This window comes from Xanthomonas prunicola (assembly GCF_002846205.1).
Classification (GTDB): Bacteria; Pseudomonadota; Gammaproteobacteria; order Xanthomonadales; family Xanthomonadaceae; genus Xanthomonas; species Xanthomonas prunicola.
Genome location: NZ_PHKV01000002.1, coordinates 630,878 through 649,615 on the forward strand (window position 1 = coordinate 630,878; position 18,738 = coordinate 649,615).

At 63.6% G+C, this 18,738-nt stretch carries 18 protein-coding genes, 1 other RNA gene and 2 pseudogenes; 16 read left to right on the forward strand and 5 right to left on the reverse strand.

From position 1 onward, the window contains the following. Nucleotides 1-10 precede the first annotated feature (10 nt). Together XpruCFBP8353_RS09245 and rpe are read right to left on the reverse strand one after the other, a co-directional pair. The gene (locus XpruCFBP8353_RS09245) at nucleotides 11-502 is read right to left on the reverse strand and encodes a GNAT family N-acetyltransferase (protein WP_101362939.1); all 492 of its coding nucleotides are present in this window, start codon (nucleotides 500-502) and stop codon (nucleotides 11-13) included. Further along, entirely contained in the window at nucleotides 499-1,200 is a 702-nt protein-coding gene (gene rpe / locus XpruCFBP8353_RS09250) for a ribulose-phosphate 3-epimerase (protein WP_207759608.1), read from the reverse strand. The genes XpruCFBP8353_RS09245 and rpe overlap by 4 nt, the downstream gene beginning before the upstream one ends. 106 nt (nucleotides 1,201-1,306) lie before the next feature. Here rpe and XpruCFBP8353_RS24260 point away from each other — a divergent pair. Next, a pseudogene (locus tag XpruCFBP8353_RS24260) lies at nucleotides 1,307-1,423 on the forward strand (porin family protein); the annotation flags it as partial. Nucleotides 1,424-1,566: 143 nt separating this feature from the next. On the opposite strand, the gene XpruCFBP8353_RS09255 reads toward XpruCFBP8353_RS24260, so the two are convergent. After that, on the reverse strand, nucleotides 1,567-1,896 hold the full coding sequence (locus XpruCFBP8353_RS09255) for a J domain-containing protein (protein WP_046963407.1): 330 nt from the start codon (nucleotides 1,894-1,896) through the stop codon (nucleotides 1,567-1,569). Between the two features lie 208 nt (nucleotides 1,897-2,104). On the opposite strand from XpruCFBP8353_RS09255, the gene XpruCFBP8353_RS09260 reads away from it, so the two are divergent. The 7 genes from XpruCFBP8353_RS09260 to XpruCFBP8353_RS09290 all read left to right on the forward strand — a co-directional run bounded on the left by XpruCFBP8353_RS09260 (nucleotide 2,105) and on the right by XpruCFBP8353_RS09290 (nucleotide 9,824). Beyond that, nucleotides 2,105-3,031 carry a phosphoribosylaminoimidazolesuccinocarboxamide synthase gene (locus XpruCFBP8353_RS09260; protein WP_162300995.1) on the forward strand — a complete coding sequence of 309 codons (927 nt, stop codon included), beginning with the start codon at nucleotides 2,105-2,107 and terminating at the stop codon, nucleotides 3,029-3,031. 224 nt (nucleotides 3,032-3,255) lie between these two features. Next, on the forward strand, nucleotides 3,256-3,918 hold the full coding sequence (locus XpruCFBP8353_RS09265; protein ID WP_101363103.1) for a hypothetical protein: 663 nt from the start codon (nucleotides 3,256-3,258) through the stop codon (nucleotides 3,916-3,918). A 288-nt stretch (nucleotides 3,919-4,206) separates the two neighbouring features. Further along, nucleotides 4,207-4,728, forward strand: coding sequence for a hypothetical protein (locus tag XpruCFBP8353_RS09270; protein ID WP_101363104.1), 522 nt, complete (start codon nucleotides 4,207-4,209; stop codon nucleotides 4,726-4,728). Between the two features lie 34 nt (nucleotides 4,729-4,762). Further along, nucleotides 4,763-5,371 (forward strand): LptM family lipoprotein, encoded by a 609-nt coding sequence (locus XpruCFBP8353_RS09275; RefSeq protein ID WP_243391083.1) that lies wholly within the window; start codon nucleotides 4,763-4,765, stop codon nucleotides 5,369-5,371. A gap of 109 nt (nucleotides 5,372-5,480) precedes the next feature. Continuing rightward, nucleotides 5,481-7,211, forward strand: coding sequence for a peptidoglycan-binding protein (locus XpruCFBP8353_RS09280; protein ID WP_101362942.1), 1,731 nt, complete (start codon nucleotides 5,481-5,483; stop codon nucleotides 7,209-7,211). Between the two features lie 427 nt (nucleotides 7,212-7,638). Then, a complete protein-coding gene (locus tag XpruCFBP8353_RS09285; RefSeq protein ID WP_101362943.1) occupies nucleotides 7,639-9,234 on the forward strand; it encodes a M4 family metallopeptidase in 1,596 nt (531 codons plus the stop codon). A gap of 104 nt (nucleotides 9,235-9,338) precedes the next feature. Beyond that, on the forward strand, nucleotides 9,339-9,824 hold the full coding sequence (locus tag XpruCFBP8353_RS09290) for an Mpo1 family 2-hydroxy fatty acid dioxygenase (protein ID WP_101362944.1): 486 nt from the start codon (nucleotides 9,339-9,341) through the stop codon (nucleotides 9,822-9,824). A 25-nt stretch (nucleotides 9,825-9,849) separates the two neighbouring features. On the opposite strand, the pseudogene XpruCFBP8353_RS24525 reads toward XpruCFBP8353_RS09290, so the two are convergent. After that, nucleotides 9,850-10,728, reverse strand: a pseudogene (locus XpruCFBP8353_RS24525) (NAD-dependent epimerase/dehydratase family protein). Nucleotides 10,729-10,895: 167 nt separating this feature from the next. Between XpruCFBP8353_RS24525 and XpruCFBP8353_RS09305 the strand changes: the two are divergent. From XpruCFBP8353_RS09305 to XpruCFBP8353_RS09335, 7 genes are all read left to right on the forward strand, one after another. After that, a complete protein-coding gene (locus tag XpruCFBP8353_RS09305; protein ID WP_101362945.1) occupies nucleotides 10,896-13,724 on the forward strand; it encodes a monovalent cation/H+ antiporter subunit A in 2,829 nt (942 codons plus the stop codon). Further along, nucleotides 13,724-14,098: a Na+/H+ antiporter subunit C gene (locus XpruCFBP8353_RS09310; RefSeq protein ID WP_101362946.1), complete on the forward strand. Its 375-nt coding sequence runs from the start codon at nucleotides 13,724-13,726 to the stop codon at nucleotides 14,096-14,098. Before XpruCFBP8353_RS09305 ends, XpruCFBP8353_RS09310 begins: the two co-directional genes overlap by 1 nt. Continuing rightward, complete coding sequence (locus XpruCFBP8353_RS09315) at nucleotides 14,095-15,639, forward strand: monovalent cation/H+ antiporter subunit D (RefSeq protein ID WP_101362947.1); 1,545 nt, start codon at nucleotides 14,095-14,097, stop codon at nucleotides 15,637-15,639. The genes XpruCFBP8353_RS09310 and XpruCFBP8353_RS09315 overlap by 4 nt, the downstream gene beginning before the upstream one ends. Next, complete coding sequence (locus XpruCFBP8353_RS09320; RefSeq protein ID WP_101362948.1) at nucleotides 15,636-16,142, forward strand: Na+/H+ antiporter subunit E; 507 nt, start codon at nucleotides 15,636-15,638, stop codon at nucleotides 16,140-16,142. Before XpruCFBP8353_RS09315 ends, XpruCFBP8353_RS09320 begins: the two co-directional genes overlap by 4 nt. Continuing rightward, the gene (locus tag XpruCFBP8353_RS09325) at nucleotides 16,139-16,423 is read left to right on the forward strand and encodes a K+/H+ antiporter subunit F (protein WP_101362949.1); all 285 of its coding nucleotides are present in this window, start codon (nucleotides 16,139-16,141) and stop codon (nucleotides 16,421-16,423) included. The genes XpruCFBP8353_RS09320 and XpruCFBP8353_RS09325 overlap by 4 nt, the downstream gene beginning before the upstream one ends. Then, nucleotides 16,420-16,839 (forward strand): Na+/H+ antiporter subunit G, encoded by a 420-nt coding sequence (locus XpruCFBP8353_RS09330; RefSeq protein ID WP_101362950.1) that lies wholly within the window; start codon nucleotides 16,420-16,422, stop codon nucleotides 16,837-16,839. The genes XpruCFBP8353_RS09325 and XpruCFBP8353_RS09330 overlap by 4 nt, the downstream gene beginning before the upstream one ends. A 415-nt stretch (nucleotides 16,840-17,254) precedes the next feature. Then, nucleotides 17,255-17,331, forward strand: a non-coding RNA gene (locus XpruCFBP8353_RS09335) — sX9 sRNA. Between the two features lie 70 nt (nucleotides 17,332-17,401). Here XpruCFBP8353_RS09335 and XpruCFBP8353_RS09340 read toward each other — a convergent pair. Further along, nucleotides 17,402-18,025, reverse strand: a complete 624-nt coding sequence (locus tag XpruCFBP8353_RS09340) for a lectin (protein WP_101362951.1) — start codon at nucleotides 18,023-18,025, stop codon at nucleotides 17,402-17,404. A 164-nt stretch (nucleotides 18,026-18,189) separates the two neighbouring features. Here XpruCFBP8353_RS09340 and XpruCFBP8353_RS09345 point away from each other — a divergent pair, with 164 nt between their 5' ends. Continuing rightward, nucleotides 18,190-18,732 carry a hypothetical protein gene (locus XpruCFBP8353_RS09345; RefSeq protein ID WP_101362952.1) on the forward strand — a complete coding sequence of 181 codons (543 nt, stop codon included), beginning with the start codon at nucleotides 18,190-18,192 and terminating at the stop codon, nucleotides 18,730-18,732. Nucleotides 18,733-18,738 lie beyond the last annotated feature (6 nt).

Consider the following 18,738-nt stretch of genomic DNA (forward strand, 5'->3'; position numbering starts at 1 on the left):
CGCGCCCGGCTCAGGTGCCTGCGGCAAACGCAGCCAGCCGTTCGCCGTCTAGCCGGTACACGGTCCAGCCGTCCATCGGGCGCGCGCCCACCGCTTGATAGAAGTCGATGGCCGGCTGGTTCCAGTCCAGCACCGACCACTCGAACCGTCCGCAGCCACGCTGCACGGCCAGCTGCGCCAAGTGCCGCAACAGCGCAAGGCCAGCGCCCTTGCCGCGCGCTTCCGGCCGCACGAACAGGTCTTCCAGATACAGGCCGTTGCGGCCCAGCCAGGTCGAATAGTTGAAGAAATACACCGCAAATCCCAACGCTTGACCGTCCTGCTCGCAGATCAGCGCATGCGCGGTGGCGCCCTCGCCGAACAGACTGGTACGCAGATCTTCCAGGCTCGCCTTGACCGCATCCGGCTCGCGCTCGTACGCCGCCAGCGCAGTGATGAGTTCATGCAGCAACGGCACATCGTCGGGCGTGGCGCTGCGGATCTGCGGCCCGGGCTGGATCATCGCACCGCGTCCACCGCCGCACGCATCTGTTCAATCACCCGCGCATAGTCGGGGGCGTTGAAAATGGCCGACCCGGCGACGAAGGTGTCGGCGCCGGCTGCGGCAATCGCACCGATGTTGTCGGCCTTGACGCCGCCATCGATCTCCAGCCGGATCGGCTTGCCCAGCGCATCGATCTTCTTGCGGATCGCGCGCAATTTATCCAGCGCGGAAGGAATAAAGGCCTGTCCACCAAAGCCCGGATTGACCGACATCACCAGCACCAGATCCAGCTCGGGCAGCACCCAATCCAGAATATCCACCGGCGTGGCCGGGTTGAGCACCAGCCCGGCCTGACAGCCGTGCGACTTGATCAACTGAATCGTGCGGTGCACATGGCGGCTGGCTTCGGGATGGAAACTGATGGTGGTGGCGCCGGCCTCGGCGAAGTCCGGCACGATGCGGTCCACTGGCTCGACCATCAGATGCACGTCGATCGGCGCAGTGATGCCGTGCTTGCGCAGCGCCTGGCACACCATCGGGCCGATAGTGAGGTTGGGCACGTAGTGGTTGTCCATCACGTCGAAGTGCACCCAGTCGGCACCAGCCTTGAGGACGTTGTTCACTTCCTCGCCCAGGCGGGCGAAATCGGCAGACAGGATGGACGGGGCGATCGCCGTCGGTTGCATGGGCAGCTCGGAAAAATGCAGGGGCGCCATTGTCGCAACCGTGGCCCGGCGAGGAAAGCCGAATGCCACCGGACACTGCTGGAAACCGCTCTACCGTTGGGCGGCCGGCATCGCCGGGCGCGGTAAAACCAGCCGCACCAGGCCGGTGACCCGCCCATTCCTGCGCGTGAATCCGGCCGACACCGATCTGCGGCGTATCGACACCGCTGTTTCGACCCACACGGTACGCCTGAGCGCCGGCGACACGTTCTGACGGCCGGGCGCATGCGTGCCATGGCGCTTGGTCGTCTTGATCAGGCGTTTTTACTGGTCCCGTGGCGTTTCCGATCGAGGGGCGGCGTGCGGCGCAGACGCGCGACATAGGCCAGGCACCGGCGCTCGACGCACGGCCTTCACTCAGCGCTTGCGCAGCCGTTGAATCCGGTCGTAGGCGGCGTTGATCTGGCTGGCCTTCTTTTCAGCCTGGCGGCGCGCTTCAGGGTCGGCGTTGGCCACCTTGTCCGGGTGGTAACGCGACATCAGCCGGCGATAGGCCAGATCGATCTCGGCGGTGGTGGCGTCCGGCTCCAGGCCCAGCGCTTCATACGGATTTTCCGCGCGCCGCTTGAACCAGCCGGCGTCGACCGCGTGGCCGATCGCCAGCCCGATCATCAGCCCTACGAAGGGCGCGCCGCGGAACAGCAAGGCGCCGGCCAATGCGCCGAGCAGTTTTCCGTACCAGGACATGGAGGCAATCGGGGTCGGGAGGCGGGCTGGCGATCTTACCCGAACGCCCGCCTGGCTTGGCTGACGAGCCCTGCACAGGCGCCGCGACACGGGCTCCAATAAATTCTGCGGGCGGCGGCGAAGCGCCGTACACTACGCGGCCCGCTGGCCACCCGCGGGCCCACCGGGTCCCGGGGACAGCGTCATTGCGACGTCCTTAGGAGTGCCTGTGTCGACCACGCTGTTGCAATCCGATCTGCCCGGCCTGCCGTTGCGTCACCGTGGCAAGGTCCGCGATGTCTTCGATATTCCCCGCGACCGCCTGCCCGCCGATGCGCCCCCGGGCGACTATCTGTTGATGGTGGCGACCGACCGCCTGTCCGCATTCGACGTGGTGCTGCCCGACCCGATCCCGGGCAAGGGCGAGATGCTGTGCCAGGTGTCCAACTTCTGGTTCCACAAGACCGACCACCTGATGCCCAACCACTTGGTCGACATCCGCGTGGAGCAGGTATTGCCCGACGGCGTGGACCCGGCGCTGTACGCCAAGCGCGCCGTGGTCACGCGCAAGCTCAAGCCGGTGCCGGTGGAAGCCATCGCACGTGGCTATCTGATCGGCAGCGGCTGGAAGGACTATCAGCGCACCGGCAAGGTCAGCGGCATCGACTTGCCCGACGGCCTGCGCCAGGCCGAGAAACTGCCCGAGCCGATCTTTACTCCCTCGACCAAGGCCGCTGTCGGCGACCATGACGAGAACATCGACTTCGATGCGATGGTCAAGACCGTGGGCGCCGAGCTGGCCGAGCGCGTGCGCGATGCCACCTTGCGCATTTACCGCTTCGCTGCGGATTTTGCCGCCGAACGCGGCATTCTGCTGGCCGACACCAAGTTCGAATTCGGCACCGACGCCGATGGCCGCCTGTACATCATGGACGAGATGCTGACCCCGGACTCGTCGCGCTACTGGCCGGCCGACCAATACGAACTGGGCACCAGCCCGCCGAGCTATGACAAACAGTTCGTGCGCGATTATCTGGAAACCCTGGACTGGGGCAAGACCGCACCCGGTCCTAGCCTGCCGGCCGAAGTGATTGATCGTACCCGTGCGAAATATGCCGAAGCCCTGCAGCGGTTGGCGGGTATTTCGGTTGATTGATGGCTTCCCCCCGATTTAACGGGGGTGTCGGGCGTCGCATTATGCTGACGCCGTTATGACTGAAGCGCTGACACACTCGGCGCGCTCCGGGTCCAGCGACTGTGCGCCGAGGCCCGGCTGGTGGTTGCATGTGAAGCTTCATGACAACCACTGCACATCATTGCATCCAATGCATTCCACTACGCTCGCCGCAGTGGCCTGCTCTTTTGCCCAACGAGGTCGCAATGGCTCGGTCAACTCACCTCTTCCGCCTGCTGCCTGCCTTCCGCAATGCGGTGGCCCCCTGTTTATTGCTCGCACTGAGCGCCTGCACGGCCGGCGAATCTGCTGCCCCTGCCGCAGCGCCAGTAGCACCTGCGAAAACCACGGCACCTGCACCGCTGGCGGTCAACGACCGACTTGGCGCGTTGATACAGGCCACCGGCGTCACCTGCACGGATGCAAAGGCCGCAAAAGGATGCACAGCAGGCAATGTCGCCAGCGGTGATTTTTATGATGTGGAGCTTTCGCCGGATTGTGGCGATGAGGGATTCTTCGCCGGCGTAACCCAGGGAAAGGGAATTGATCTGTTGGATGTCGTGCCCGCCACCGGCAGTAGCGCAACGACCACAGCACATCTAGCGCAAGGCCAGCTCGTCTGCGTCCAGGCGATCGGCCGCGCCGGACAGAACCCGCTTTATTACTACGTTGCCGCAATTCCGGCGGACACCATTGCAAGGTGCAAGAACAACGCATTGTGCAACACCTATGGCGACAGGCCGATCAAGCAGATGAAGCCTGCAAGTAGCGAGAGCTGCCACGCAGTAGTACCAGGACACTACGTTGGCAATTGTGCGCAAGGATGGGTGAGTGCGGATGCACTCGATGTCTTTTCGAACGGGCTATAGCCACTCGCGCCAAACCGGATGTATTTCCAGGAAACCCATAATCACATTCATTATGGTTTTAGCGCAGGCTCGGTTTGAGCTAATCGGGATTGTGCTGACGGTATCACCGGTATTGGCATCACCGAGCATCAGGCACCGTCAGGCTGCTTACCCTCCGAAGATGTTGGCATGCTGCATGCCAGCCAGTTCGCGTCCCCGGCGCTTGGCAAGCCTTCACACATTTGCGGGCAGTGCGCATATAACATCCCGCCGGCTGACTCAGTTGCCCGCTACGATCAGGAGGATCCGTTGGCCCTTTTCCGAACTTCCCTGCACGCCCTCGCACTGAGCCTGGTGCTAGTTGCTTGCAAACCGCAAGCAGAGCCAGTTGTCGCTGCAACCCCGGCAACCACCGCACAAGCTGCAGAGGCCGCGCCTGGCGCCTCAACGCCCGCTGCCACTTCGGCAACGCCTGCGCAGGCGACAACCTGCCCCAGCGCCGACTTCTCTGCGTTTCTGAAAAGCTTCAGTGCAGACATTGCGGTACAGGAAAAGGCCACCGCCGATCCGCTGACGATGATCCAGCTCGACCCGGACGCACAGCCCGAGCCCACCCCGGTCACCCGCACGGTTCCGCTGGCCAAGGTCGAGTGGCCTGTCATCCCGAACCTGGAGGCAGCCCGCAACGGCGGCCGCGAGGTCACGATTTCCGAAGAAGCCGATGGCCGCCAGGTACTGGTCCGCACACCGGACACCGGCGATCAGCAGGTCTACCACTTCGCCCAGCGCCCCTGCTGGATGCTGGTCAAGGTGGACGACCAGTCCTTGTAAACGTCGGTAGGCGCTGGAAGCAGGTTCTGCCGGCTTGGCCATCCTCCCCTACAACTCAAACCGTCAAAGAGGCGACCTGATGCGACGCTTCATCTCCGTCCTACCTGCTCTGGGCCTGAGCCTGGTGCTTGCCGCATGCGGTGACAAGCCGGGGCCTGCAGCTGCCACCACCAACGCACCCAGTACGCCACCTGCCACTACCCCATCCCCGGCTTCGACAGAGGCAGATACACAAGGACGGAACGACATGATCAAGGAATGCTCCGGCGTGCGCCTGCACCTGAGCGCGTTGCCATCCGAGAGCAGCGGCTCCACCAAGACCCAGCTGGAAATGGAGCACGATGGCCAGCGCCAGGAAGTGGCAGCGCCTCCAGAGATGGCGGAATACACCGCAGTGGGCCTGGGTTGCGCGGCAGACGCAAAAGGAAGCACGTACGTTGTCGTCCAGTACGGCGAGCTTCCTTACGGCTGCGAATTTTGCGAATGGTTCTTCCTGTATGACATCAAGGGTCAGTTGCTGAATCATGCGACACCACCGCTGCATACGCAGGACGGCCAGCAGAGCCCGAATAACGATGAGTACGAACACAAACTCGAAGAGTTGGGACTGAAGCACCCGGAACTGGTGCCTTTCCAGCCCTGAGCAAAGGATGCCCGTGCACCGATTGCGGTGCTTGGCCAACGCAGTACGCAGTACATGGAGCAGTACCCGTTACAAGGAAGAATCTGTCTCATAGAAAGGAGCGCACGATATGACCGACACCACGATTTATACCGAAATGCTTCAACCACGCGGCGCTGCATACAGCAGTGACCGGATCAAACCCTGGAGCCATTACCGCGAGCCCATCGACAGCGGAGATGGGCGATTGCATGGCGAATCGCGTCGCTGGGGCGATGCCAGTCCGCAAACCCAGTCACGGGTAATCGATAGTCTGATCGATGCCTCGCGGGATGCCGGGCTTTCATCGCGCGAGACCGCTTACGTCCTCGCCGTCGCCAGAGTTGAATCAGGCTTCAATCCTGATGCTGCTGCGGGCACAACGTCTGCCTCGGGTCTGGGTCAGTTCATCGACCGCACCGGCGCGCATTACGGCGTCAACGCGTCCAACCGCTTCGACGTGCAGACGCAGTCGCAGGCCTTGGTGCAACATTTCATCGATAACCGCGATCTTGCGCGCAGCCGCGGTGAGGGTGAGGACTACATCTACAAATATCACCACGATGGTCCCAGCAAGGATTATGGCGGCCTTGCTCTGTCGCGGCGCGAGATTGCCCCTCATCTGGACAACTACACCCAGTTTGTCGAACAGCGTCTTGCCCAGACGCAGGGCAATACCGAGGACCGTCCCGCACCAGCGATGCACCCGGCCGAGCCCAGCCATGGCGCTCGCAGCAATTTCCAGCAAACGATGGAACGCATGCTGCCCGGTCAAGGCAGTACCGACCCGCATATCACCGGTCATTATGGTGAGCACCGCGGCAGCCACGGGCCGCACGGCGGTACCGACTTCAACTACCAGGGTGGCCAGACAGGCCGCAACATGCAGCACCCGACAGTGCATTCGCCGGTCGCCGGAACCGTCACCTTCGCGGGCGGCAACTACGGCACCGTCAAGATTCGCGATGCACAGGGCAACTCGCACGAGATCCTGCACCTGGACGCACTCAAGGTGAAAGAGGGTCAGACGCTGTCCGCCGGCGATGCCATCGGCACGATGGGTGGACGCGGCCCGAACGGTAACAACCAGTACGCGCAGCATGTGCATTACCAGCTGCGCGATGCCAACGGCAGACTCACCAGCCCAGAGACCTTCTGGAATCAGGGCCACAAACAGCAAGCGGATGCGCGGCACACCCAGGCAACGCCGGCAGGCAGTACAGGTGCCCTGCGGCATGGCGACAACAGTCAGGATGTCGGCAAGCTGCAGCAGGACCTCAACCGTTTCGGCATACGCGATGCGCAGGGCAACCGGCTGGCTGAGGATGGCCGTTTCGGCGACAACACGCGCGAGGCGGTGATGGCGTTCCAGAAGCAACATGGGTTGCAGCAGGACGGTGTCGTGGGCCGCGATACACGGACAGCATTGTCGGCGCCCACGGTGCAGACGGCGGCCAAAGCGGCCGATGCCCCGGTTACCGCGACGAAAGGTCCGTCGCTCAACGATGCATCGCATCCGGACCACGCGCTGCATAACGCAATCCGCAGCAAGCTGCCGAGCATGATCTCCAACGAGACCGCCGCCAACGTCACTTTGCAGGCCAAGCAGAATGGCATCGACAGCGCAGATAAATTGCAGACCGTGACAGTGCACGATGGTAAGGCGTTCGTCATGGGCACCACGCCGGGCTTCCGTGCGGCGGTGGACCTGAATCAACCTGCCCCGACACTTGAGCAGACCAGTGCGCAGTTGCTGGCGGGGCAGTCGCAGCAGCAACAGGCCCAGCAAGAACAACAGAAGGTTGCGATGGGCGGTCGCTGACCTTTCAGCGATGGATCAAAGAAACGCCGGTCAGGACGTTGGCCGGCGTTTTTTTCCGCCTGCACCGTGGCGGTGACGGCACTCCTGCGTCACCTCATCGTTGTCCAACGGCCAGCACGCGTCGTGATCGGAGACCGCAGCGCCCCAACGGGCTTGCGCAGCTCTGCGGCGCACCCCCATCCAAAACCAATGCAGTGCGCGCGCGCTTGGCCGCAGCAGCCAGCAACACCATGCATCCGCTGCGTCTCTGCGATGCGCTCCACAGCGCAAAGTGGCGCGGCGCACAGAACACAATACATCCGTAATTTTTACTACTGTCCAGTTCGGGACTGTGCAAGCGTAGTTGCCGGCACCTAAGGTGCCATCGGCGACCGGCTGTCGGGGGGCCGCCGGTCTTTGCATCGCACGTTTTCTGGAGAGAGTCGTCATGCAATTCCACGTCTTGGGCGCGGCGATCTGCTGCGCGCTATCGTTTTCCGCTGCCGCTACTACTGCGGATTTGTCCGCAAATGCCGCTGTTTCACGCGCGCAATCGTTGTTGGGGAACACCGCGTCGGCATTGGCCAATCGTGCATCGGCCGATGCCTTCATCGCACGCGACAGCATCGTCGATGCCGACGGCACTGAACATGTGCGCTTCGATCGCACCTATCAGGGCCTGCCGGTGATCGGCGGCGATGTGGTGGTGCATTCGCGGCGTGGGGTGATGCGTGAGTTGAGCCAGACCATGGAGACCACGGTGCGTCCGAGCCTGGTGCCGGGGATCGATGCTGCAACCGCATTGCGTGTCGCGGGGTCGCACTTCGATGTGGCGCAAGATGCCGCGCCGCGGGCGAGCCTGGCGCTGTATGCGCGCCAGGGCGCGCCACGCCTGGTGTACGAGGTGATCTATAGCGGCGTCAAACCCGATCAGACACCGACCGAGATGCATTACATCGTCGATGCAGTCAGCCAGCGCATCCTCGAATCCTGGGATACGGTGCATACCGTGTGCAGCGGCGGCACCAGTGCGGCCGGCACCGGGCGCGCGTTGTATGCGGGTAGCGTTGGACTGTCGACCACGCGTTGCAGCAGCGGTTATGAGTTGACCGATCTCAGTCGCGGCAGTGGCGCCACCTACAACATGCGCAACAGCACCTCCGGCAATGGCACCCTGGTCACCGACGCCGACAACACCTGGGGTAACGGCGCCACCAGCGACACGGTCACCGCCGCGGTGGATGCGCATTACGGCGTGGCGTTGACCTGGGACTACTATCGCACCACGCATGCGCGCACCGGCATCGCCAACGATGGTGCCGGTGCGCGTAGCCGCGTGCATTACGGTAGCCGCTACAACAATGCCTTCTGGCAGGACAGCTGTTTCTGCATGACTTTCGGCGATGGCGACGGCAGCTCATTCACGCCGCTGGTGTCGGTGGATGTGGCCGGCCACGAGATGACGCATGGTGTGACCAGCCGGACCGCACGTCTGGTGTACTCGGGAGAATCGGGCGGTTTGAATGAAGCCACCTCCGACATCATGGGCACCATGGTGGAGTACTCCGCTGCCAACAGTGCGGAGCCGGGCAATTATCTGATTGGCGAGAAGATCATCCCCAACAACAGCACCGGCACGCTGGCGTTGCGTTACATGTTCAAGCCAAGCCTGGATGGCGACTCGCCGGATTGCTACAGCAGCAATCTGGGCTCGCTCAATGTGCACTACAGCTCGGGCGTAGCCAATCACTTCTACTATCTGCTGGCCGAAGGCGCAGTGGTACCGAGCGGTTTCGGCACGGGCACCAGCTACAACCTGACCCCGGCCGGGCTGGTCTGCAGCGGCTCGACGGCGCTGACAGCGATCGGCCGTGCTGCCGCCAGCCGCATCTGGTATCGCGCACTGACGGTGTACATGACCTCGTCCACCAACTACGCGGCTGCCCGCCGCGCCACGTTGAGCGCGGCCACCGATCTGTACGGCAGCACGTCCACGCAGTACCGCGCGGTCGCGGCGGCGTGGAGCGCGGTCTCGGTCAACTGATGTAGCGCAGCGCGTCCCTCGTCACGCAAGTCGTGCGTGGCGAGGGGCACACCTGCCACAGCGCCATCCGCGCGCGTATGCTTGGGTCATTCCTGGGAGGGAACATGACCGAACGCACCACGACCGCGCGACCGATCGAGCGCTATTTCGCCAGCTATTCCGACGATCATCAACATGCGACCAACCAGCAGATCCACGTGCTGGCGGTGCCTGCAATTCTGTGGTCGGTAGTCGCACTGCTGTGGTGCATCCCGGTCGGCGGCACCTGGTTCAGTAGCGGTGTGTGGGCAGCGCTGTCGATGTTTGCGGCATGGTCGTACTACAACCGGCTGTCGCGCCCGTTGGGGCTGGGCATGCTGGGAATTTTCTTTTTCTTCGGTTGCCTGTGCCGGTTGATCGAAGGCCGAATCGGGCTCGGTGGCCTGTTCACCACCGCACTGACGGTGTTCGTGTTGGCGTGGATTGCGCAGTTCGTCGGCCACAAGATCGAAGGCCGAAGGCCGAGCTTTTTGACCGATCTGACCTATCTGCTGATCGGGCCGATCTGGGTGTTGGCGAAGGCGTATCGCCAGCTGGGCTGGCGTTACTAAGAGCCAGCGACAGACCAGCCAGGCATCACTCGCCGATCCCGAGCTCTTCGGCAATGGGCGAAACGTAGCCGAAATCGCGGCGTGCCGGTCCCAGATCGAATACCGGGTTCTCGCGCATGCGCTGTAACGCGGCGGCATTCGTACCACGCAGCCGGACCTGGCGCTGCGCTGCGTTGAGTGCAAGACCACACAGGCTCGGCGGCACCTGATACAAGCGCGCGGGCCGTGGCGGCGCTTCCAGCACGCGCTCCACCATCTGCATATACACCAGCACTTCGCCGCCGCCCACCGCATGCCTGCGTTGCCGGGTCAGCGCCTGCCCGACCACTGCCAAGGCGGCGCTGGCCAGATCGTCCACGTGTACCGGCTGACGCAGACCGGTGGCGTTGGCCGGCAGCACGAACGCGCCGGTGCGCTACGCCAACCCGGCAATCCGGGTCAGTGTCTTGTCGCGCCCGGTCCCGTAGCCGCAGCACGGTGGCACTGGCGCAACGCGCGAGGGCAGCGGAAAACAACGCCTGTTCGGCATTGGCCAGACGCCGGGCCAGATAGCGCTCGGCTGCATCGATGGAGTGTTCCTTGACCACTACGCCAGTGGAACCGAACGCCACGATACGCGGCGAGACCACCGGATTCTGGCCATACCTGCGGGCGAAATGGTCAAGCGAACCACTGCTGAAGATGACGTCGAACGCGTCACCGGTGTAGCCGGTACGGCCAGATCACCCTGCCGCCAGACCCGCCCGGAGCACGCTGCGCGCGGCGGCCGCGACCACGCCGTCACCTGCCAGCCCCGGCTCAGCAGCAGAGTCAGCAGACGCTCGCCGATCTGCCCGCTGCCGCCGAAGACCAGGCCGCGTGGCGCAGATGCAGCGGTGGACGGAGCGGCATTGACGACAGTCACAGGGCAACTATCGATGCATGGATACTTGTCTGCATACCGAGTGTAGCGCGGCGGTGTGCAGCCAATCCGGCGTCGCTTCGGACTGTGGGCAGCGGCGGCGTTGACGCGGACGTCAGTCAACGGTTTGTTAAGCTCTGTGGCCTGCTCGCGAATCTCGTGTTCCCTGCATGCCTTTCTCGTTAGAAATTCTGCTGGCGCTGCCATTTGTCATGGCCGCTGCCGCGGCGCTGCTCTGGCGCGTCCCCCGTTCGATCACTGCGTGGTTGGCTGTGGCCGCGCCGTTGGGCGGGCTACTGGTGTTGGCGCTGTTGACGCCAGCGGTGCTGCGCGGCGAGGTGATTCGCAGTGAACATGCGTGGCTGCCGCAGATTGGCTTGATGTTTTCGCTGCGGCTCGACGGCCTGGCGTGGATGTTTGCACTGCTGGTGCTGGGTATCGGCGCACTCGTGGTGCTGTATGCGCATTACTACCTGAGCGCACGCGATAGCGCCTCGCGCTTTTTTGCCTATCTATTGCTGTTCATGGGTGCGATGCTCGGCATGGTGCTGTCGGGCAATCTGTTGTTGCTGATGGTGTTCTGGGAACTCACCAGTATCAGCTCGTTCCTGCTGATCGGGTTCTGGTCGCACCGCAAGGACGCGCGCGAAGGCGCACGCATGGCCTTCGTGCTGACGGCCGGCGGTGGCCTGGCGTTGTTGGGCGGCGTGTTGATGATCGGCCGCATCGTCGGCAGTTTTCAACTGGATGCCGTCTTGGCCGCCGGTGATGCGATCCGCGCCAGCCCGCTGTATCCGTATGCGTTGATGCTGGTGCTGTTGGGCATTTTCACCAAGAGCGCGCAGTTTCCGTTCCACTTCTGGTTGCCGCATGCAATGGCGGCGCCCACGCCGGTGTCGGCGTATCTGCATTCGGCCACGATGGTGAAAGCCGGCGTGTTTTTGCTGGCGCGTTTGCATCCGGCACTGGCCGGCACCGATCTGTTTTTCTATACGGTCACCAGCATCGGTGCGATCACGGTATTGCTGGGCGCGTGGCACGCGATCTTTCAGCACGACATCAAAGGTGTGCTGGCGTATTCGACCATTTCGCATCTTGGTTTGATCACCATGCTGTTCGGCCTGTCCACGCCGATGGCGGTGGTGGCCGGCGTGTTTCATCTCATCAACCATGCAGTATTCAAGGCCTCGCTGTTCATGGCCGCCGGCATCATCGACCACGAAACCGGCACGCGCGACATGCGCAAGCTGGGCAATCTGCGGCGTTTGATGCCGGTGACCAGCGCGCTGGCGATCACTGCGTCGCTGGCCATGGCGGGCATTCCGCTGCTCAACGGCTTCTTATCGAAGGAAATGTTCTTCGCTGTTGCCCTGGACACCGAGGCACCGCAGCTGATGCGCATCCTGGCCAGCACGGCTGCGCTGCTGGCCGGCCTGCTGGGGGTGGCGTACAGCCTGCGCTTTGTGCACGACACCTTCTTCGGCGACGGCCCGCGCGATCTGGATACCACACCGCACGAGCCGCCGCGCTGGATGCGGATTCCGGTGGATGTGCTGGTGCTCACCTGCGTGGCGGTGGGCATCGTGCCGGCGTGGACGGTGGCGCCGGTCTTGCACGCGGGCGCCACTGCGATCCTTGGCGATCGCCTGCCCCACTACAGCCTTGCGTTGTGGCATGGCTTCAACTTGCCGCTGGCGATGAGCGTTGCCGGCATCGTCGGCGGTGCGCTGCTGTACATGGCGCTGCGACGCACGCTGGATTTATACGCCATCCAGAACCGTTCGCCGGGCAAGGCACTGTTCCAATGGAATTTGCGTGCCTTGTTCGCTGCCACCGCACGCATGACCGATGCGGTCACCAACGGCAATCTGCAGCGCATGTTGATGCTGCTGGTGCTGAGCGCTGTCGTGGTGGCGCTGATGCCGTTCCTGCAAGGCGGCACATTGCCAGACTGGCCTGCACCCACGCCGATGCCTGCGCTGGGTTGGATGGTGTGGCTGTTGATGATGGCGTGCGCCCTGGGCAGCCTGTTCCTGTACAAGCAGCGCCTGCTGGCGGTGCTTGTGCTGGGCGGTACGGGGCTGGCGGTCAGCCTGACGTTCGTCTTTTTGTCGGCGCCGGATCTGGCACTGACGCAGTTGCTGGTGGAAATGGTCACGCTGGTGCTGATGCTGCTGGCGATGAATTATCTGCCCGAACGCTCGTTGCCCGAACATGCGCGGCGACGCAAGATTCGCGATGCCGCAATTGCGGTTGTGGGCGGTGCGGGACTGGCAGCGTTGGCGTATAGCTTATTGACGCAGCCCAGCCACTCCGTCGCCGGCGAACTGCTGCAACGCGCGTTACCGGAGGCTTACGGGCGCAATGTGGTCAACGTGATCCTGGTGGATTTCCGCGGCTTCGATACCTTTGGCGAGATCACCGTATTCGCGATTGCCGGGCTGGTCGTGCATGCCTTGCTACGCCGCTCGCGCATGGCACCGGAGCGCACCATGCCGGGGCCGCCGATCAAGTTGCCGGTGCCGGCCGATCTGGCGCAGATCATGTTCCCGCTGACGCTGACAGTGTCGCTGTTCCTGTTCCTGCGCGGGCACAACGCGCCGGGAGGTGGCTTCATCGCCGGCCTGGTGCTGGCAGTGCCGTTGCTGATGCAGTACGTGATTCAGGGCACGGCCTCGGTGGAGTCGCGCTTTGGTTTCGACTACATCCGCCTGATCGGTATCGGCTTGTTGTGCGCACTTGTCAGCGGTGCGGGCTCGTTGGTCTTCGGGCTGCCGTTCCTGAGCAGCGGACACCTGGAAATTCCGCTGCCGCTGCTGGGCGAGCTGGAACTTGCCAGTGCGCTGGGCTTCGATATCGGTGTGTATCTGGTGGTGTTCGGTGCGGCGATGTTGATGCTGTCGATGATGGGGACGATCAAACCCTCACGCACGCGCAGTTCGCAGCGCGGCGAGATCGATCCCACCCAACGTTCGACACGCACCGCGGAGCAACATTGATGGAATTGGCAGTGGCAAGCGCGATCGGCGTTCTCACCGCATTGGCGATCTATCTGCTGCTGCGCGCGCGCAGCTTCGATGTGATTTTGGGTATGACCTTCCTGTCGTACGCAACCAACCTGCTGATCTTTGCCGGCGGACGCTTGCGCAGCGGCCAGGCACCGGTGTTGCGGGAAGGCGTGCCAGCCGAACTGATGCATCACACCGACCCGCTCCCGCAGGCCTTGGTGCTGACCGCCATCGTGATTGCGTTCGCGATGACGGCCGTAAGCCTGGTACTGGCGATCCGTAGCCGTAGCGACAACGGCAGCGACCATGTGGATGCGCACGAAGATGCCGCCACCGGCGTGGATACGCGGCAGTCACGGCGATGAATCATCTGCTGATCCTGCCGATCCTCATCCCGATGCTGGGTGCATCGGCGTCGTTGTTCGTCGAACATCGTCGCTATGGGCCGCGCGTGCAGCGCAGCGTGGCCTGGGTCAGCATGACCTTGCTGGCCGCAGCGGTCATCGCCTTGTTCGCGCGCGCTGCCGACGGCCAGATCCTGGTCTATCTGCTCGGCGACTGGCCGGCGCGCATCGGCATCGTGCTGATGGGCGACCGCCTGTCGGCGTGGATGTTGTTGACGACCTTGATTCTGGGTTCGGCGTGCCTGTTGCATGCGTGCGCAGGCTGGGACCGGCGCGCACCGCATTTCCATGCGCTGTTTCAGTTCCAGTTGATGGGCTTGAACGGCGCATTTTTAACCGGCGATATCTTCAATCTGTTCGTATTCTTCGAGGTGATGCTGATCGCCTCCTTTGGGCTGCTGCTCAGCGGCGGGCGTGGATTGCAGATGCGTGTGGGCCTGCATTACGTGGTGTTCAACGTGTGCGCGTCGACATTATTCCTGATTGCATTGGGCTTGCTGTTCGGTGTGTTCGGCACGCTCAACATGGCCGAGCTCTCGCAGCGCATCGCCGATCTGCCGGCGCAGGATGTGCCGCTGGCCAAAGCTACGCTGGGCTTGTTGCTGTTGGTGTTCTGCAGCAAGGGTGCGCTGCTGCCGCTGTATCTTTGGCTGCCGGAAACCTATTCGCGCGCGCCGGCGGCGGTGGCTGCGTTGTTCGCCATCATGACCAAGGTGGGGCTATACGCAGTGTTGCGTGTGTCGTCGTTGTGGTTCGGCGCCGGTGCCGGTGCGATGCACGGTTTCGGGCGCCATGCGCTGTTGTGGCTGGGCATCGCGACACTCTTGATGGCCGCATTCGGGGTGATGGCTGCATCGCGTCTACGGGTCATGGTGTCGTACCTGGTGGTGTTTTCGGCGGCGACGTTGTTTATCGCGTTCTCGCTCGACGATGCCGGCGCATTGGGTGCCGGGTTGTACTACCTGCCACACAGCAGCTTTGTGGCGGCCGCCTTGTTCATGGTGTCGGATCTGATCCGGCGTCGCCGCGGCAGTGCCAGCGACCGCAAGGAAGTCGTGGCACCGCTGCCGGGGCGGGCCATTCCAGGCACGATGTTCATGATCGCGGCGGTCGCGGTGGCCGGGTTGCCGCCGCTGTCCGGGTTCCTGGCCAAGGCCGCGTTGCTGCAGCACGTGCCCGAGGGCCTGGTCGGGCCGGTGTGGGGCGCGGTGCTCGGTAGCAGCCTGCTGGTGGTGATCGGCCTCACGCGCGCCGGCGTGCGCTTGTTCTGGCGCGTGCCGGCCGCTGCGGAAGACGCGCCGGAACTGCAGCCGCAGCGGCGTGGCCGCATGCGCCCGGTGGAGACCGCCGCCACGGTGGTGTTGCTCAGCGGGCTGGTGGCGATGACCGTGGCCGCCGGCCCCTTGATGCGTTACACCGATGCTGCCGCTGCGCAGCTGCGCGAACCGGGCGCGTATGTGGACCAGGTGCGTGCCACGACACCGCAACGGAGGCAGCCATGACCACGCGCGTACCATTGCGTCGTCGCCTGTTCCCGTCGCCGTCGTTGAGCGTGACGGTCTTCGTGTTCTGGCTGTTGCTCAGCGATAGTTTCGGCCCGCAGCAATGGGGGTTGGGCATGCTGCTCGGCGTGGTCGTGCCGATCTTCGCGGCGCGGCTGGACCGCGAGTTCGCCCAGATCGGTTCGCTACGCTCGGTGCCGCGCATGCTGCTGGTGGCCGCGGGCGACATCGTGCGTTCCAACCTCAAGGTGGCCGCGCAGGTGCTCGGGCCGGAGTCGCGCATCCATCCCGGTTTTATCTGGGTGCCGCTGGATATTGCCAACATCCACGGGATCGCCGCGTTGACCAGCATGATCACGCTGACGCCCGGCACCGTCTCGGCCGCGCTGTCGGATGACCGTAAATATCTGCTGGTGCACGTGCTGCATCTGGACGATCCGGACGCGTTGATTGCCGAGATCAAGAGCCGCTACGAGAAGCCCCTGATGGAGATCTTTCCATGACCGGCCACATGTTTATCGAATCGACCATCGTGATCTGCATGCATGCGGTCGGCCTGGCCATCTTGATGGCGTTATGGCGCCTGCTGCGCGGGCCGACCGTGCCAGACCGCATCCTGGCGCTGGACACGCTCTCCACCACCGCCATCGCCGAACTGATGCTGCTGGGCATGTACCTGGATTCACCGATCTATTTCGAAGCTGCGCTGGTGATTGCGATGCTCGGCTTCGGCAGCACCGTGGTGCTTAGCAAATATGTGTTGCGGCGGAGCATTGTCGAATGATCGCCCTCACCGAATATCTGCTCAGTGCCTTGTTGCTGGTGGGCACGTTCTTCATCCTGATCGGCGCTTTTGGCTTGGTGAAACTGTCGGATTTTTTCAAGCGCCTGCATGCACCGACCAAGGCCAGCACGCTTGGCGTGGGCTGCGTGTTGCTGGCATCGGTGGGCTATCACTTGTTTCTGGGCGTGGACCCGCAGCCGCGCGAATTGCTGATCACCGTATTCCTGTTCATCACTGCCCCGATCAGCGCGCACCTGATGGCAAAGGCAGCGCTGTCGCTGATGATGGAAAACCGCCCGGAAGTGCCAAATCATGGCGATGTGCAACAGGAAGGGTTGCCGCAGGTCAAAGGCGACGTGGGCGAGGACGAAGTCACCGAGAAGCAGCCTCCGGGGCCGGCGTCGGACGGTGGTTGAGGAGTGTTTTTGGTCCTCAATCGATTGCGCGCAGGTGCAGGTCTTTCTCGGGACCATGTTGCCTTGCGGCTTGGCAGACTGACGCGGAGTCGATGCACGGCGCATCGGTTTACGTGTGCGCACTCCATTCGTCGCCAACGACAGAGACATACAGCCGCCTGGTGGCGCGACTGGAAGATCACGCGAGCGCTGTGTGACGGTTGCGCGCAGCGATTCTGCGACCGACCAGCACACTGACCGGTCGCGACGCACAGGCCGATCTGAATCAAGTCCATGCCGGTCATCCAACGATCGAGCCAATGCGCGGCTGGCTGGAAGCGCACATGGCCGCCTCGGATCGCATGCACCCACTAAGAGCAGCTAAAAAACGACTGCGCTCACCGCCAGGCGGGCGCGGCCGATGCTCGGAATCGGCATGTACCACGCGTACACTGCGGTTCTGAGCGCGCCGTCCACGCCCACCTGACGACTGCTCGCTACATTTTGGCAGCCGCTCTAAGCCGCCTCGTGGCGCTGCGCGCAAAACCCTGCGCAAGACTGCATCGCGGTTGCGCGCAGCATTTCAGCCGCAGCCTTCGACGTAATCGACCTGCGGCGGCTGGCCGACGCGCCAGCTGGTGACCTTGCCGTCTGCATCGGTGTCGAACACCAGTGCGGTCTTTGCTGCTGTGTCGGCTAGGCGCAGGGTAAGCGCATCGGATACGTACTTGTGCGGCTGCTCGGTTAGACCGTCTGGGTACAGCGCGCGCAGCTGAGTCAAGGTCATGCCGACCTTGCCACCACCGGGTGCGGTCTCTTTCGGTTCGCTGGTCTGGAAGCGCACCAAATGCCCGCCTTCGAACATGAAACCGAAGCGACGTGCATCGTTGGCCCATGTGGGACGCAGCAAATAACAGCCGCCGTCAGTGGCGGCGTCGCCCTGCAAATCGCCGCCCCAGGCAGCGCGTGCCTGCGTGGCATCCATTCCGAAGCGCAGATCGCCGTAGCCGTCCATGCGCGCGAGCGCAGCGGGGTCCGGCTGGGTGTGCGAAGGAAACGTGCCTGCTGGCGCAGTGGCTGGGGGAACAGTCGCCGCCGGTTGGTCGTCAGGCGCGACAGCCGGCGCGTGCTCGGCAGTGGCGGGCGCGGCCGCAGCCGGTGATTGGTCGGCGCGGTTGCAGCCGATCAGCACGAGCAATGCGCCCATCAGGCAAAACAGTCTGGATGTCATGTGTGCGTTCTCTATGCGTGCGCCACAGCGTACACAGCCGGCATCGCGATGATGTGGAGAGCACGGCACGCACCGTCGCGGGAATGTCATCGGCGCTTCATTGGCGGCCGTCACGCTGTTGGCTTCGCAGGACCGCCGCCATGACCCCACGCAAGACCGAGCTTGCCCTGACCACGCTGCAATCGCACCGCAGCCCGCTGACGCTATTGCAACGACGCGCCCTGATCCTCGCCGACGGGCAGCGTGATCTTGCGACGCTCGCCCTGCTGCTGGGCGGCGATGGCGCTGCATTGGTGCAAAGCCTGTGCGCGATGGGGTATCTGGATCTCGGTGTGGCCGCAGCCCCAACGCACAACACAGCAGCCACTTCCCTACCGCCGGCGGTCTCCGAGACACGTGCGCCCCCACCGGATGCCGAGCCGAACGAAGAAGAGCTGCAGCGCCTGCGCCGCCGCGCAGCCACCAACGCACGCCTGTATCTGCTCGACATCCTGCAGTTGCAACGCAATGCCGTCGCCGTCGCGCTGCATCGGCAACTGCAGGCCGCGCGCGACGAAGATCAGATTCGCATGGCCATCGCGCAGGCCTTGCATGCCCTTCCGCAAATCACGTCGGCCAGCTATGCCGAACGCGTGCGTACCCGGATCGGCGAGCTGCTGCCGGAGACATTGCAAGTGGCGTGATTCCAC

Bases quoted from the DNA above. Each gene is read 5' to 3' on its own strand.
- XpruCFBP8353_RS09245 (WP_101362939.1), bottom strand. From the start codon at position 502: ATGATCCAGCCCGGGCCGCAGATCCGCAGCGCCACGCCCGACGATGTG.
- rpe (WP_207759608.1), bottom strand. From the start codon at position 1,200: ATGGCGCCCCTGCATTTTTCCGAGCTGCCCATGCAACCGACGGCGATC.
- XpruCFBP8353_RS09255 (WP_046963407.1), bottom strand. From the start codon at position 1,896: ATGTCCTGGTACGGAAAACTGCTCGGCGCATTGGCCGGCGCCTTGCTG.
- XpruCFBP8353_RS09265 (WP_101363103.1), top strand. From the start codon at position 3,256: ATGGCTCGGTCAACTCACCTCTTCCGCCTGCTGCCTGCCTTCCGCAAT.
- XpruCFBP8353_RS09280 (WP_101362942.1), top strand. From the start codon at position 5,481: ATGACCGACACCACGATTTATACCGAAATGCTTCAACCACGCGGCGCT.
- XpruCFBP8353_RS09285 (WP_101362943.1), top strand. From the start codon at position 7,639: ATGCAATTCCACGTCTTGGGCGCGGCGATCTGCTGCGCGCTATCGTTT.
- XpruCFBP8353_RS09290 (WP_101362944.1), top strand. From the start codon at position 9,339: ATGACCGAACGCACCACGACCGCGCGACCGATCGAGCGCTATTTCGCC.
- XpruCFBP8353_RS09305 (WP_101362945.1), top strand. From the start codon at position 10,896: ATGCCTTTCTCGTTAGAAATTCTGCTGGCGCTGCCATTTGTCATGGCC.
- XpruCFBP8353_RS09310 (WP_101362946.1), top strand. From the start codon at position 13,724: ATGGAATTGGCAGTGGCAAGCGCGATCGGCGTTCTCACCGCATTGGCG.
- XpruCFBP8353_RS09315 (WP_101362947.1), top strand. From the start codon at position 14,095: ATGAATCATCTGCTGATCCTGCCGATCCTCATCCCGATGCTGGGTGCA.
- XpruCFBP8353_RS09320 (WP_101362948.1), top strand. From the start codon at position 15,636: ATGACCACGCGCGTACCATTGCGTCGTCGCCTGTTCCCGTCGCCGTCG.
- XpruCFBP8353_RS09325 (WP_101362949.1), top strand. From the start codon at position 16,139: ATGACCGGCCACATGTTTATCGAATCGACCATCGTGATCTGCATGCAT.
- XpruCFBP8353_RS09330 (WP_101362950.1), top strand. From the start codon at position 16,420: ATGATCGCCCTCACCGAATATCTGCTCAGTGCCTTGTTGCTGGTGGGC.
- XpruCFBP8353_RS09340 (WP_101362951.1), bottom strand. From the start codon at position 18,025: ATGGGCGCATTGCTCGTGCTGATCGGCTGCAACCGCGCCGACCAATCA.
- XpruCFBP8353_RS09345 (WP_101362952.1), top strand. From the start codon at position 18,190: ATGACCCCACGCAAGACCGAGCTTGCCCTGACCACGCTGCAATCGCAC.